Here is a 13,095-nt window from a genome sequence, read left to right as displayed (position 1 = left end):
TGTTGCGCGCGGCGCAGTCTACAGGCAAGGAGCCATCCGGGACTTCGACCGACGCCGCGCATCGCCGCGGGGGAACGGCGACAGCGTGGATGATGCAGGAGGCGCCGGCCGTGAGGTAGCGAGTCTTCCGCAAGGCAGGCTTGAGGCGGCGTCAAGGCGGGAGCCGTGTAGGAGCGCACCCTGTGCGCGAATGCTCTGACGTTGATCGAAGCAAAAGCATTCGCGCACAGGGTGCGCTCCTACAGGTGTCTGCTAGCGTTTCGCGCCGCGCCGCTCGCGCGCCAGCAACTCGCGCTTGCGCTCCACGCCCCAGCGCCAGCCGCCTGGCGTACCGTCCTCGCGCACCACGCGGTGGCAGGGCACGATCAGGGCGAGCCGGTTGTTGCCGCAGGCGTTGCCTACCGCGCGGGCGGCCTTCGGCGCGCCGATCGCGGCGGCCAGTTCGCCGTAGCTGCGCGTCTGGCCGGCGGGGATCTTCGTCAGCGCATCCCACACCCGCCACTGGAACGCGGTGGCGGCCACGTCCAGCGGCGGCAGCGCGGGCGCGGCGGCCCCGCTCCAGCCCAGTTCGCAGGCGATGCGGGCGATCACCGCGTCCAGCCATTCCTCGCGGCCCGCGTCCACGCGCTCGCGCGCGGCCTGCGGGAATTCGGCAGCGAGCCGCGCCGCGAGTTCGGCGTCGTCCGCGCCCAGGGTCACCGCGCAGATGCCGCGCGCGGTGGCCGCCACCAGCAAGCGACCCAGCGGCGTGGCCGTGGTGGTGTAGCGGATGCTGGCGCCCGCACCGCCGGCGCGGTAGCTGGCCGGGGTCATGCCGAGCAAGCGGTCGCTGTGCTCGTAGACGCGGCTGCCGGAGCCGAAGCCGGCCTCGTACACCGCGTCGGTGACCGCCGCGCCGCCTTGCAGCGCGGCCTTGAACTGGCCGAAGCGGCGGGCGCGATGGTATTCGGCCGGACTCACGCCATAGCGGCGGCGGAACGCGCGCTGCAGATGGCCTGGACTCAGTTGCGCGAACTGCGCCAATGCATCGAGCGTGGGCGCCGCGTCGGCGCGCTCGATGCGGGCGCGCACGCGTTCGAGGGTATCGGCGAGGGGAGCGGGGCGGGCGTTCATGGCGTCATCCGATGGTGCGTGCCGCCATGTTGTGCCGAGGCGACACTGGGCACCATCCGGATCCTGCGCTGGAGCAGGTTCTTCAGTGCGCGACCGGGCGACCCTGGCGGATCACCACGAACTCGCCTTCCAGCACGTCCGGCGCAGGCTTGTTCGGCGTGTTCGCTGCAGCCCGCGGCATGCGGGCCTGCTTCCACTGCCGCCATGCCAGCAGGATGGCGCCACCGATCAGCAACACGCCGGCCACGGCCAGGCCGAACACCAGCAGCACACCCAGCACGACGACGCCGATCAGCAGCGACAGGGCGCGCACCAGCGGGTGGCGGGAACGACGGGGCGAGGGCAGATGAAGGCGCATGTGTTAAAAATCCGTGTGCTAAAATCAATGAGTTACGCGCGACACCATGAGGCCATCCGGCCTGCGAGACAAGTGCCGATGGATACCGTTTTCCCCACCTCCCTGCTGTGCCGGCTGGACGCGATTCCCGACGGCGGCGCCACTGCGATCGAGAGCGTGGCTGCGCTAGCCGGCGAGAGCGTGATCGTCGATCGCCGTGGCGACGCCGTGCGCGCCTGGCTCAACGTCTGCCCCCACGCCGGCCGTCGGCTGGACTACGCGCCGGGCCAGTTCCTGCTCAAGGACGAATTGCTGATCTGCGCCGTGCACGGCGCCAGCTTCGACCGCCGCGATGGTGTCTGCGTGGCCGGCCCCTGCCGCGGCGAACACCTGCGCGTGCTGGCCGTGGAGTTGCGCGATGGCGAAGTGTGGCTTGTCCCTTGCGATCGTCCTTGATCGCAGAATCAAATGGGCGGCCATCCTTGGCCGCACTCTTCAAATTCAGCGAAACAGCAGGTTGATCGACACCAGGGTGACGATCAGCATCGCGAGCGTCAGCGGCGCGCCCACGCGCAGGAAGTCCCGGCCCTTGTAGCCGCCGGGGCCGGTGACCATCATCAGCGCGGGGTGGCCGGAGCTGAGCAGGAAGGTGTTGGACGAGGACACCGCCACGATCAGCGCGTAGGCGGAGGGGTTGCCGCCGGTGGCCACCGCCACCGAGATCGCGATCGGCACCATCATCACCGTGGCGCCCACGTTGGACATCACCTGCGAGAACAGCAGGGTGAGCACGGCCAGCGTGCCCTGCAGCACCCACGGCGAGGCGTGGCCGAGGTAGTGCAGCACGTATTGCGCCAGCCACGCGGCGGTGCCGGTGGCGTCCATCGACCAGCCCAGCGGAATGAGGCACGCCGTCACGAAAATCGTCTTCCAGTTGATCGCCTTGTAGGCCTCGTCCATGTTCAGCACGCCGGACAGCAGCATGCCGATGGCGCCGCACATCATCGCGACGGAAAGGTCCAGGTTGGTGAACAGCGCCAGGCACTTCGCCAGCACGAAGAAGCCCACCGCCTGCCAGATCTTGCCGGGGCGCTGCTCCTCCTTCGGGATGTCGGTGACCACCACCAGGTCGCGGTCTTCCGAGGCCAGCGAGAGGTCGCGCCAGGTGCTGTGCACCACCACGGTGTCGCCGGCGCGCAGCGTCACCGCGCGCACGTCGTCGCGCAACACCTGCTCGCCGCGGTTCACCGCCAGCACCGAGATGCCGAAGCGCTTGCGCAGGCGCAGCTCGCCGATGGTGTGCTTGATGAAGCGTGACACCGGCGGGATCACCACCTCGGAAATGCCCGCGCGGGTGGGGTTGAACAGCTCGGTCAGCTGGCGCATGCGGGTGGACAGCCGGCACAGCTGGTTGTTGGCGAAGCGGTTGAGCTGCTCGCGCGGCCCCAGCACGCCGAGCACCGAACCCACCCAGATCACATGGTCGGCCGGCGGCGCCATGCGCGCCTCGTTGCCGCTCTTGATCGCCAGGATCATCGGCGAGTCATGCAACTGCTCGGCCTCGCCGATGCTCATGCCCACCAGCGGGCTTTCGGCGGTGACGGTGAGCTCGGCGGTCTCGCCCACGATGCCGTAGGTGTCGGCGAAATAGCTCTCGGTGCGGCCGGGCGTCACCTTCAGGCGCTCGTCCTCGTGGCCGGGCAGCAGCTTGCGGCCGAAGAAATAGAAGTACGCCACGCCCACCGCGGCCAGCGCGAGGCCGGCCGGGGTGACGCTGAACAGGCCGAACTTCGGGATGGTGTGTGCGCCCGGCAGCAGGTTCGCGTTCGCGCTGGCGATCAGGTCGTTCAGCACGATCAGCGGCGAGTTCGCGATCAGCGTGGTGTTGGTGCCGGTGAGGATGCAGAACGCCATCGGCAGCAGCAGCTTCGACAGCGGCACGCCGGTGCGCGCGGACAGTCGGCTCGACACCGGGATCATCAGCGCGGCCAGCGCTTGGCTGGGGATCACCGCGCTGAACAGGCTGGCCATCAGGTTGATCACCAGGCCGAGGCGCGACTCCATGCCCTTGGCCAGCCGCATCACCATGTGCGCGGTGAGGTTGAGCACGCCGGCGCGATCCAGTCCCTCGCCCATGATCATGATCGCGATGATCGCGATCACCGCGTTGCCGGCGAAGCCGTTGAACACGCGGTCGGAGGGGATCACCCCGGTGAGGCCGATCACCACCACCACCAGCAGCGCCACCATGTCGGCGCGGATCCACTCCAGCACCAGCATCAGCATGGTGAAGCCCACCAGCCCGAGCACCAGGATCATTTCGGGGGTGAGCGTGAGTGGCACTAGCGCGCTTCCCGGACGGGCACTGGACGTGGGTGGATGCGGGGTGGCAGTGGCGGATTCACGCTGCGGCGCTCGTCCCTGGCAGGATCGCGCAAGTATAAGCGGCGCGATGCAAGGGCTGGTGAACCGCCGCTCCATTCCAGGACACGCTTTTTGCGTTCACCTCCTCTCCCCGGAGGGGGAGGGAGCAAACGAGACGCGGTATGCCCTCTCCCCAACCCTCTTCCTCGCTCCCCAAAGCAGGGCCATCCATGGCCCTTCCCCGCGTCCGCAAGCGGGAGAGGGGGCAAACGAAACGCCGCCCAGGGCGGCGTTGCTCTTATTTGATTGGAGCTCGGTACAGCAGATCCCACACCCCATGCCCCAGCTTCAGCCCGCGCCGCTCGAAGTGGGTCTCGATGCGCCATGCCGGTTTCTCGGCGTACTGGCCGGGTGCAAGAGCATTGCGCCAGTCCGGCGCCGCTTCCATCGTTTCCAGCATGTGCTCGGCGTAGGGCTGCCAGTCGGTGGCCAGGTGCAGCAGGCCGTCGGGCGCCATGCGTGAGGCGAGCAGGGCGACGAACGCCGGCTGGATGATGCGGCGCTTGTTGTGGCGCTTCTTGTGCCAGGGATCGGGGAACCAGATGCGCGCCTCGGCCAGCGTGCCGGGCGGGATCTCGTTTTCCAGCACTTCCACCGCGTCATGCTTGTAGAGGCGCACGTTGCGCGCGTCGCGCGCGGCCAGCGCATTCATCAGCCGGCCCACGCCGGGGCCGTGCACTTCCACGCCGAGGTAGTCGCGCGCCAGGTCGTGCTCACTGGCCCAGGCCAGTGCCTCGCCGTTGCCGAAGCCGATTTCCAGCACCAGCGGCGCGAGCCGGCCGAAGCGGGCGGCGTAGTCCTGCGCACTGCCCGTGTAGTCGATGCCGAAGCGCGACCAGTGCTCGTCGAACGCGCGCTGCTGCGCCGGCGTCATGCGGCCTTCGCGAAGGACGAAGCTGCGGATGCGGCGGAGATGTTCGGGGACGGGATGGTCGGTCATGTCAGGCGAAACGTGTCGAGTGAATCCCTCTCCCTCCGGGAGATGGTGCCGCAGGCGGGTGAGGGTACGGGCGGAGCGGGCAGGTGGAGACTTGTGCGAAGGATTGCTGCCGCGCTTCGCCCGAACCCTCTCCCCCAGCCCCTCTTCCTCGCTCCTCAAAGCAGGGCCATCCATGGCCCTTCCCCGCGTCCGCAGGGAGAGGGGAGAAAGCCAGCGAATCAGCCGATGGTGCCGTCGATCGGACTGGAAGCCGAGGCGTAGCGCTTGCGCGGGATGCGGCCGGCCTTGAACGCGGCGCGGCCGGCTTGGATCGCCAGCTTCATCGCGTGGGCCATCAGCACTGGGTCCTTCGCGCCGGCGATGGCGGTGTTCATCAGCACGCCGTCGCAGCCCAGCTCCATCGCCACCGCGGCGTCGGAGGCGGTGCCCACGCCGGCGTCGACGATGATCGGCACCTTTGCGTTCTCCACGATCTCCAGCAGGTTGTAGCGGTTCTGGATGCCGAGGCCCGAACCGATCGGCGCGGCCAGCGGCATCACCGCCACGCAGCCGATCTGCTCCAGCTTTTTCGCCAGGATCGGGTCGTCCGAGGTGTAGACCATCACGTCGAAGCCGTCGGCGACGAGTTCCTCGGCAGCCTTCAGCGTTTCCACCACGTCGGGGAACAGCGTGCGCTGGTCGCCCAGCACCTCCAGCTTCACCAGCTTGTGCCCGTCCAGCAGTTCGCGCGCCAGTTTGCAGGTGCGCACCGCGTCGGCCGCGTTGTAGCAGCCGGCGGTGTTCGGCAGCAGGGTGAACTCGTCCGGCGGCAGCGCGTCGAGCAGGCTGGGTGCGTTCGCGTCCTGGCCGATGTTCACGCGACGGATCGCCACCGTGACGATCTCCGCGCCGGCCGCCTGCGAGGCGCGGCGCGTCTCGTCGAAATCCTTGTACTTGCCGGTGCCGGTGAGCAGGCGCGAGGCGTAGCTTTTGCCGGCGATGACCAGCGGGTCGGCGATGTCGAGGGTCTTGAGGTTCATGGGGAATATGAAAGTCGGTTTGAGGAACCTGGGATTCATCCGCTGCGCGGATGGACGATGTTGCTAAGCTCGCGCATCCTGCGCTCGCCAAGCAACCCGGCCCTCGGCTCCTGCCTCGGGCGTTCGCTCGTGCGGCTGATGCCCTTCAAGGCATCAGCCAGACGCACGCGCTCACCCTCCGCCGATCGCGTGCACGATCTCGACCTGGTCGCCATCGGCGAGGGTGCGGCTGGCGTGCTGGCCGCGCGGCACGATCTCGCGGTTCAGCTCCACGGCCACGCGCCGACCGCTGTAGCCGGCGGTTTCCAGCAACTGGGCGATGGTGGTGGCGGGAGCGCAATCGCGCGGCTGGCCGTTGAGCGTGATCTGCATGCGCCCATTGTAGCCGCTGGCGCCGGATCGCGGCGCCAGCGGCGGTGGCATGCCTCAGTGCTGCTGCTCATCCTTGCGCGGCGGCGGTGGGGCTTTGCGCGCCGGTTCGGCGTGCTGCTGCGACTGTGCGGCGGGGCGGGGCGCCTCGTAGCGCGGTTGCGGTTGTTCGTAGCGCGGCTGTGGCTGGTAGGTCGGTCGGGCGTATTCGCGCGGCGGCTGGTACGCCGGCTGTGGCGGGTTGTCCGCCCGCTCGTAACGCGGCGGTGCGGCTTCGCGCGTCGGTTCGGTGCGCTGCGGCTGGTAAGGCTGTTCGCGCGGCCGCACGTAGGCCGGCGCGGGAGCGCGCTCGACCGGTGCGGCGGGCTGTGCGGGCTGTGGCGCACGCTCGAAGTGCTGTGGTTGCGGCAGCGTGTTGGCCGGGCGCTCGTTGCGATAGTCCGGTTGCCGGCGTACCTGTTCCGGACTGGCGACGTAGCTCGCGCCCGGCCGCGGCGCCTGGCGCGATTCGGCCGGCGTCGCGCGGCGGATCGGTTCGACCGCGGGCAGGCTGCGCTCGTCGCTGCGCGGATGGGCGAAGCGCGCCGAGGGCAGGGCGCCGGCCTGCGCCGGGGCCGGTTCCGCACGGCGCACGTCCGGCAGGTTGGCGGGGGCATTCGGGGCGCGCATCGTGCGCGATGGCGTCGGGATGGCGCCGGCCGCCTCGGCCTGCGGCGCGGCGGTCGGGGCGGCGCGCCACGGCCGTTCAGCACGCGCACGTTCGCGAACGGCGTGGCCGCACGTTGCGGCGTGCGTGCGGTTGCCGGGGTGAAGTTCGAATGCACCGCAGGCAACGCGGCCGGTGGCGGCGTGCGCGCCACCACGTTGCGGCGGAAGTCGGCAGTCGGCAGCGGCCGCGCCTGCGGCCCGCGCGCCGGCGCCACGCTGCGCACGGAGGGCCGCAGAGCAGTCACGCCACGGGCCAGCACCGGCGCGGCGGCGAGCTGGCGCGGGTCGACGCGCAACAGGTCGCGCTGCACGCGCCGGCCGCCGGCGAAGGCCGTGCCGGACACCGCGGTGAAGCCGCGCGGCGCGGCGCGATTCGCGTAGCGCTGGTTCTGCGGCGCGCGTCCCTCGCGGTAGTAGTTGTACTGGTTGTTGATGTTGTTGATCACCGTGGTGCGGTAGACGGTGTTGTGCACGTAGATGTTGGTGACGTTGACGCGACGGTAGTAGTCGCGGTCGCAGTGGTACCACGGGTTGTAGACCTCGCCCGGGCCGAGCGGGAACCAGCCCACCGGCGCGCCGCCACCGATGCCGACCGACACGCTCCAGCCGCCGCCGCCCACGAAGGCCACCAGCGCCGGCGCATACACCGGGCGCGCCACGATGGGTCCCGGGATCCAGCCCCAGGCGCCGCGGATGTACGCCCAGCGGCCGTAGTGGTAGGGCGCGAAGCCCCACGGCGAATCGTCCACCCAGGTCCAGCCCCACGGCGCGACGTAGGCCCAGTGGCCGTCGCGGTACGGCGCCCAGTCCGTCGGCACCTGGCTGGGGTACCAGACCGCGCCGTAGTCGGGGCTGCTCTGCCAGTTGCCGTACTGGTCGAGGTCCTGGTAGCCGACCACGTCGTCGGACACGTAGCGGCGCGTCTGCGATTGCGCGTAGCGCTGGTCGCGCTCGCTGCTCCACGCGTCGAAGGCGTCGCCGCCGCCGATGTCGCTGACCGTCAGCGCCGCCAGCGAGGCGTCGTCGAACTGGTAGCTGCGGCCCCGGAACACGTCGTGCTGCGCGTTGTTCTCGCCGTAGACCGTGGCCTGGCCGTCGAACACGGTGACGCGGGTGCCGTTGCCGCCGTTGTCCACGTCCACGCGGAACGTGCCGGGACTGGTGACCACCAGCGCCAGCGTGGGCGTGTCGATCTCGTAGCTCTGGCCCTGGTCGAGGTGGCGCACGCTGAGGTTCAGCGCGCCCTGGGTCAGCTCCACCTGGGCGAGGTTGTCATTGAGGTTGAGCAGGCCGAAGTCGGTGCCGCCGGCCATGCGCAGCACGCCGCCACCCAGCTCCAGTTCGGCACGCGAACCGTCGCCGGTGGAGAGGCGGTCGCCGGTGGTCAGCGGCCGGTTGAGGTCGGCGCTGGCCCAGTCCTGGCTACCGGCGGGCAGGAAGCCGAGGTCGCCGGCTATGTAGGACAGCCGCGCCACGCGGTCCGGCGGCGCGGCGTCGCCGTCGTCGGCGGATTGCGCCTGGGCCAGCGCAGCCACGGCGCACAACAGCAGCACGGCCAGCGGTCGCCAGCCGTGGCGCCACGAAGCAAGCAGGGAAGCAAGCACACGCATCGGAGTCTCCCGGTTCCAGGCGCAACGCGAGCGGCGGCGGTGGCCGTCCCAAGGCACGCTGCGCGACGTGCATTGACGGCCCGATTATGCCTACGGTCCGGATTAGGCCCGGCTTAGTTTTCGCGGCGACTGCGACCATGGTTCAGCGGGCGGATATCCAGCGGCCGGCGACGGTTCATGCCGGTGCGGCCGGGCGGCGATTTCCACCGCGCCGTTTCCCGGGTTACCATCCGCCGGCCGATGCGGGTGTAGCTCAATGGTAGAGCTGTAGCTTCCCAAGCTACTGACGAGGGTTCGATTCCCTTCACCCGCTCCATGGCTTCCCCGCCATGGCCTGCCGCCCCATATCGCCACCCCAGCGAGCGCGCCTACACCGATGACGGATCCGATCACTCCGAGCCCGCTCGTGCCGGGGCCGACCGTGCCGGGTCCGACCGTACTGGGCTGGCGCGAACGGCTGGCGCTGCCGCAGTTGGGCATCGCCCAGCTCAAGGCCAAGCTCGACACCGGCGCGCGCAGCAGCGCGTTGCACGTGGAGACGCTGGACAGTTTCCTGCGCGACGGTGCGGTGTGGCTGCGTTTCACCGTGCGCGCCGGGCGGCATGCGTCCGATGCGGTGCGTTGCGAGGCGCGCGCGCTGGACCGGCGCGTGGTCACCGACACCGGTGGCCGCCGCACCGAGCGCTGGTTCATCCGCAGCGAGATCCTCTTGGCGGGGCGGCGCTTCGAGGCCGACATCAACCTGACCGATCGGCAGCACATGCTGTTCCCCATGCTGCTCGGCCGCAGCGCCCTGCACGGGCGCTTCGCGGTCGACCCCGCGCGCGCCTACACCCAGCCCCGGTTGCCGCTGGTGGCCACGGACCATCCATGAAGATTGCCATCCTCTCGCGCAACACGCGCCTGTACTCGACCCAGCGGCTGGTGGACGCGGCGCGCGCGCGCGGCCACGTGGTGCGCGTGCTCGACCCGATGCGCTGCTACGTGCGCATCGCGCCCGGGCACGTGGCGATGCGCTACAAGGGCAAGCCGGTGCGCGACATCGACGCGGCGATCCCGCGCATCGGCACGCAGAGCACGTTCTACGGCACCGCGGTGCTGCGCCAGCTGGAGACGATGGGCGTGTACACGCCGAACTCCTCCGATGCGGTGCTGCGCGCGCGCGACAAGCTGCGCAGCCTGCAGATCCTCGCCGCGCAGGGCATCGCGATGCCGGTCACCGTGTTCGGCGACAACCCCGACGACACCGAAGACCTGCTCGCGATGCTCGGCGAGCCGCCGCACGTGATCAAGCTCAACGAGGGCAGCCAGGGCAACGGCGTGGTGCTGGCCGAGAAGCGCAGCGCCTCGCAGAGCGTGATCGAGGCGTTCCGCGGCCTGTACGCGAACTTCCTGGTGCAGGAGTTCATCGCCGAGGCGAAGGGCTGCGACCTGCGCTGCTTCGTGGTCGGCGGCAAGGTGGTGGCGGCGATGCAGCGCGAAGCCAGCGCCGGCGATTTCCGCGCCAACCTGCATCGCGGCGGCAGCGCGGTGGCGGTGAAGCTGAGCGCGGCCGAGAAACTCATCGCCGTGCGCGCCGCCGAAGCGCTGGGCCTGGGCGTGGCCGGCGTCGACCTGCTGCGTTCCGATCGCGGCCCGCTGGTGCTGGAGGTGAACGCCTCGCCGGGGCTGGAAGGCATCGAGGCGGTCACCGGCGTGGACGTGGCCGGCGCGATCATCGAACTGCTGCAGGCGCAGGTGGGCGGCACCCAGCGTGTCGCACGACGCAGCAAGACAAACGCGACATGAATGCCGCGCGCGGGGGTTAACCCGGTCCTAACCCCCGAGCTTCTATAAACGATTCCGCTGTCGATTTGCCCGAATCGTGCCGTGAGGTTCGACGACGGTGGATGGCGGTAACGGGACGAGCCCTGTACCCGGATGCGACGGCGACTCGCCGGCACATCCGGGTTTTTTCTTGGGCGAGTTTTCCCGGAAGCAGTCATTCAGGCCGGAGCCGGTTGACCGCGAGTTATCGGTGCCGCAAATGTTAAGCTTGCGGCTGGGCCGGCCCGTGCCGCCGGCGACACCATGGAGCAGCGCATGCGCGTACTGGTGATCGAAGACAACAGCGACATCGCGACCAATATCGGCGACTATCTGGAAGATCGTGGCCATGTGGTGGACTTCGCCGGCGACGGCGTCACCGGCCTGCACCTGGCGGTGGTGCACGATTTCGACGTGATCGTGCTCGACCTCACCCTGCCCGGCATGGACGGCCTCGAAGTGGCGAAGAAGCTGCGCCACGAGGCGCACAAGCAGACGCCGATCCTGATGCTCACCGCGCGCGATGCGCTGGAGCAGAAGCTCACCGGCTTCGAGTCCGGCGCCGACGACTACATGACCAAGCCGTTCGCGCTGCAGGAACTGTCCGCGCGGCTGGAAGTGCTGGCGCGCCGCGGCAAGGGCCCGCAGAGCCGCGTGCTCAAGGTGGCCGACCTCACCTACAACCTCGACACGCTCACCGTGAGCCGCGCGGGCAAGGCGATCCAGCTCAACCCGATCGGCCTCAAGCTGCTGCAGGCGCTGATGGAAGCCAGCCCCTCGGTGGTGACGCGCCAGGACCTGGAACAGAAGGTGTGGGGCGAGGAGCTGCCCGACTCCGACTCGCTGCGCGTGCACATCCACGGCCTGCGCGCGGCGATCGACAAGCCCTTCGACAAGCCGCTGATCCACACGCGGCACGGTATCGGCTACAGGATGGTCGAGCCGGATGCAGTCCAGGCGTAAGCTCCGTTTCCGTCTCGTCCTCTCCTTCGCGCTGTTCGGTTTCGGCCTCAGCGTGCTGTTCGCCGTGGCCTCGTTGTACGTGCGCTCCAAGGTGGAAGATCAATTGGTGGTGTCGGCGCTGCAGCACGACGTCGATCAGGCCGTGGAGAACAAGCACGAGCATCCCGACCAGCCGCTGCAATCCGAGCTGGTCTCGGCGTGGTTGTGGAGCGACCGCACCATCTACAAGGCGCCGTTGGCGTGGCAGAACCTGCCCAACGGCGTCTATGACATGCATGACACGGGTCAGGATGGTCGCCCGCGGCATTACAAGCTGGCGGTGAACCGCAAGTACGGCTTGATCGCCTTTCTCAGTTACGACGTGAGTCGCGAGGAGTTGGGTAAGCGCCAGCTGGTGACGGCGCTGGTCACGGTGGTGCTGCTGTTCAGCCTGTTGTCGCTGGCGATCGGCTTGTGGCTGTCACGCAAGGTGCTGAAGCCGGTGACCCTGCTGGCGAATCGCCTGCGCGATTTCCGCAAGGCCGGCAAGGCCGAGCCGCTGGCGCAGCATTTCGCCGACGACGAAGTGGGCGAGCTGGCGCACGCGCTGGACGAATACGCCGCGCGGCTCACCGCGATGGTGGAGCGCGACCGCGAGTTCAACTCCGACGTCAGCCACGAGCTGCGCACGCCGCTGGCGGTGATCGCCAGCACCACCGAGCTGCTGCAGGGCTCGCCGGATCTCACGCCCAAGCTCGCCGAGCGGCTCAAGCGCATCGAGCGCGCCTCGCGCCAGGCCACCGAGCTGATCGAGGCGCTGCTGCTGCTGTCGCGCGCCGAGCGGCGCGGCCCCACCCGCGGCGAGACCACCGAGGTGGCCAAGGTCGCCGCCGACGTGATCGAGAGCCAGCGGCCGCAGGTGCGCGGCAAGCCGCTGGCGATCGAGCTGGCGGCGCACGAGCCGGTCAGCGTCAACGCGCCGGCCTCGGTGCTGTCGGTGGCGCTCACCAACCTGATCGGCAACGCGATCAAGTACACGCTCGAAGGCACCGTGCGCGTCGAGGTGGGCGCGGGCCGCATCGAGGTGATCGACACCGGACCCGGCATCAAGCCGGAGGATGCCGAGAAGCTGTTCCAGCGCGGCGTGCGCGGCGAAGGCGCGGGCGGCAGCGGTGCCGGCCTGGGCCTCGCCATCGTGCGCCGGCTGTGCGAGCTGTACGGCTGGGAAGTGTCGATGCGCCCGCGCAGCGACGCGAACGGCGCGATCGCCAGCATCGTGTTCGGCTGAGCATCCCCGCGCGGAAGGAAATTGTAGGAGCGGCTTCAGCCGCGACCGTGGCGCGAGGAATCGCGGCTGAAGCCGCTGCTACGGCTGCTCCTGCATGGCGATCAGCGCAGCTTGAGCACCAGCCACGACAGCAGTGCCAGCAGGTTGATGCCGAGGTGCGCGGCGGCGGGGCCGCCGACGGCGAGCACGAAGGCCTGGCTGCCGAAGTGCGCGGCCAGCCCCAGGTGCGGCGGCAGGTGCAGCGTGGCGAACACGTTGACGTAGCCGCCGCAGTGCAGCGCCCAGCTGAACACCGGCGTGGCGATCAGCGGCAGCTGCAGCAACTGCGCCCAGCCCGACCAGCGCACGCCGCGCTCGCTGTTCTCCAGCAGCAGCACGCCGGCCACCAGCACGAACGCGTACAGCGCCAGGCCGATCAGGGCGACCACGCTGTCGTGCGCGCGGAACGGCAGCAGGCGGTACAGCATCTGGATCATGCCGTAGCCGCCGCCGGCCACTTCGAGGATGCCGATCAGGCGGAACAGGATCTGGCGCACGTG

Annotated in this window: 13 protein-coding genes and 1 tRNA gene; 6 read left to right on the top strand and 8 right to left on the bottom strand. The window is 69.7% G+C overall.

Annotated features, from left to right (window positions below; genetic code table 11):
- Positions 1-252: 252 nt before the first annotated feature.
- Together AB7878_RS07310 and AB7878_RS07305 are read right to left on the bottom strand one after the other, a co-directional pair.
- Complete coding sequence (locus AB7878_RS07310) at positions 253-1,113, bottom strand: methylated-DNA--[protein]-cysteine S-methyltransferase (RefSeq protein WP_369493727.1); 861 nt, start codon at positions 1,111-1,113, stop codon at positions 253-255.
- Positions 1,114-1,195: 82 nt separating this feature from the next.
- Positions 1,196-1,471: a hypothetical protein gene (locus AB7878_RS07305; RefSeq protein ID WP_369493726.1), complete on the bottom strand. Its 276-nt coding sequence runs from the start codon at positions 1,469-1,471 to the stop codon at positions 1,196-1,198.
- A gap of 78 nt (positions 1,472-1,549) precedes the next feature.
- Between AB7878_RS07305 and AB7878_RS07300 the strand changes: the two genes are divergently transcribed.
- A complete protein-coding gene (locus AB7878_RS07300) occupies positions 1,550-1,906 on the top strand; it encodes a Rieske (2Fe-2S) protein (protein ID WP_369493725.1) in 357 nt (118 codons plus the stop codon).
- A gap of 45 nt (positions 1,907-1,951) precedes the next feature.
- Here the strand turns inward: AB7878_RS07300 and AB7878_RS07295 are convergent, their stop codons facing one another.
- The 5 genes from AB7878_RS07295 to AB7878_RS07275 form a co-directional block, all read right to left on the bottom strand.
- Positions 1,952-3,769: an SLC13 family permease gene (locus AB7878_RS07295; protein WP_369495737.1), complete on the bottom strand. Its 1,818-nt coding sequence runs from the start codon at positions 3,767-3,769 to the stop codon at positions 1,952-1,954.
- A gap of 343 nt (positions 3,770-4,112) precedes the next feature.
- Positions 4,113-4,814 carry a tRNA (guanosine(46)-N7)-methyltransferase TrmB gene (gene trmB, locus AB7878_RS07290; protein ID WP_369493724.1) on the bottom strand — a complete coding sequence of 234 codons (702 nt, stop codon included), beginning with the start codon at positions 4,812-4,814 and terminating at the stop codon, positions 4,113-4,115.
- Positions 4,815-5,032: 218 nt separating this feature from the next.
- A complete protein-coding gene (locus tag AB7878_RS07285) occupies positions 5,033-5,833 on the bottom strand; it encodes a thiazole synthase (RefSeq protein WP_369493723.1) in 801 nt (266 codons plus the stop codon).
- 171 nt (positions 5,834-6,004) lie between these two features.
- A complete protein-coding gene (gene thiS, locus AB7878_RS07280; protein ID WP_369493722.1) occupies positions 6,005-6,145 on the bottom strand; it encodes a sulfur carrier protein ThiS in 141 nt (46 codons plus the stop codon).
- Positions 6,097-8,520, bottom strand: coding sequence for a DUF6600 domain-containing protein (locus AB7878_RS07275; RefSeq protein WP_369493721.1), 2,424 nt, complete (start codon positions 8,518-8,520; stop codon positions 6,097-6,099). Before AB7878_RS07275 ends, thiS begins: the two co-directional genes overlap by 49 nt.
- A gap of 242 nt (positions 8,521-8,762) precedes the next feature.
- Between AB7878_RS07275 and AB7878_RS07270 the strand changes: the two genes are divergently transcribed.
- The 5 genes from AB7878_RS07270 to AB7878_RS07250 all read left to right on the top strand — a co-directional run bounded on the left by AB7878_RS07270 (position 8,763) and on the right by AB7878_RS07250 (position 12,556).
- Positions 8,763-8,836: transfer RNA gene (locus tag AB7878_RS07270), tRNA-Gly, on the top strand.
- A 105-nt stretch (positions 8,837-8,941) separates the two neighbouring features.
- The gene (locus tag AB7878_RS07265; RefSeq protein ID WP_369493720.1) at positions 8,942-9,394 is read left to right on the top strand and encodes an ATP-dependent zinc protease family protein; all 453 of its coding nucleotides are present in this window, start codon (positions 8,942-8,944) and stop codon (positions 9,392-9,394) included.
- Positions 9,391-10,308, top strand: a complete 918-nt coding sequence (rimK, locus tag AB7878_RS07260) for a 30S ribosomal protein S6--L-glutamate ligase (RefSeq protein ID WP_369493719.1) — start codon at positions 9,391-9,393, stop codon at positions 10,306-10,308. Before AB7878_RS07265 ends, rimK begins: the two co-directional genes overlap by 4 nt.
- Before the next feature lie 294 nt (positions 10,309-10,602).
- On the top strand, positions 10,603-11,289 hold the full coding sequence (locus AB7878_RS07255; RefSeq protein ID WP_077485657.1) for a response regulator transcription factor: 687 nt from the start codon (positions 10,603-10,605) through the stop codon (positions 11,287-11,289).
- Positions 11,273-12,556, top strand: a complete 1,284-nt coding sequence (locus tag AB7878_RS07250; protein WP_369493718.1) for a sensor histidine kinase — start codon at positions 11,273-11,275, stop codon at positions 12,554-12,556. The genes AB7878_RS07255 and AB7878_RS07250 overlap by 17 nt, the downstream gene beginning before the upstream one ends.
- 101 nt (positions 12,557-12,657) lie before the next feature.
- Here AB7878_RS07250 and AB7878_RS07245 read toward each other — a convergent pair whose 3' ends face one another.
- Positions 12,658-13,092, bottom strand: a complete 435-nt coding sequence (locus tag AB7878_RS07245; protein WP_369493717.1) for a hypothetical protein — start codon at positions 13,090-13,092, stop codon at positions 12,658-12,660.
- Positions 13,093-13,095: the final 3 nt, after the last annotated feature.

Source organism: Rhodanobacter humi (genome assembly GCF_041107455.1).
GTDB lineage: Bacteria > Pseudomonadota > Gammaproteobacteria > Xanthomonadales > Rhodanobacteraceae > Rhodanobacter_A.
Note: the sequence above shows the minus strand (reverse complement) of the source record. Positions and strands in the feature narration are given on the sequence as shown.

Coding starts and splice junctions, on each gene's coding strand:
- AB7878_RS07275 (WP_369493721.1), bottom strand. CDS start 8,520: ATGCGTGTGCTTGCTTCCCTGCTTGCTTCGTGGCGCCACGGCTGGCGA.
- AB7878_RS07295 (WP_369495737.1), bottom strand. CDS start 3,769: ATGATCCTGGTGCTCGGGCTGGTGGGCTTCACCATGCTGATGCTGGTG.
- AB7878_RS07310 (WP_369493727.1), bottom strand. CDS start 1,113: ATGAACGCCCGCCCCGCTCCCCTCGCCGATACCCTCGAACGCGTGCGC.
- AB7878_RS07300 (WP_369493725.1), top strand. CDS start 1,550: ATGGATACCGTTTTCCCCACCTCCCTGCTGTGCCGGCTGGACGCGATT.
- rimK (WP_369493719.1), top strand. CDS start 9,391: ATGAAGATTGCCATCCTCTCGCGCAACACGCGCCTGTACTCGACCCAG.
- trmB (WP_369493724.1), bottom strand. CDS start 4,814: ATGACCGACCATCCCGTCCCCGAACATCTCCGCCGCATCCGCAGCTTC.
- AB7878_RS07255 (WP_077485657.1), top strand. CDS start 10,603: ATGCGCGTACTGGTGATCGAAGACAACAGCGACATCGCGACCAATATC.
- AB7878_RS07250 (WP_369493718.1), top strand. CDS start 11,273: ATGCAGTCCAGGCGTAAGCTCCGTTTCCGTCTCGTCCTCTCCTTCGCG.
- AB7878_RS07305 (WP_369493726.1), bottom strand. CDS start 1,471: ATGCGCCTTCATCTGCCCTCGCCCCGTCGTTCCCGCCACCCGCTGGTG.
- AB7878_RS07285 (WP_369493723.1), bottom strand. CDS start 5,833: ATGAACCTCAAGACCCTCGACATCGCCGACCCGCTGGTCATCGCCGGC.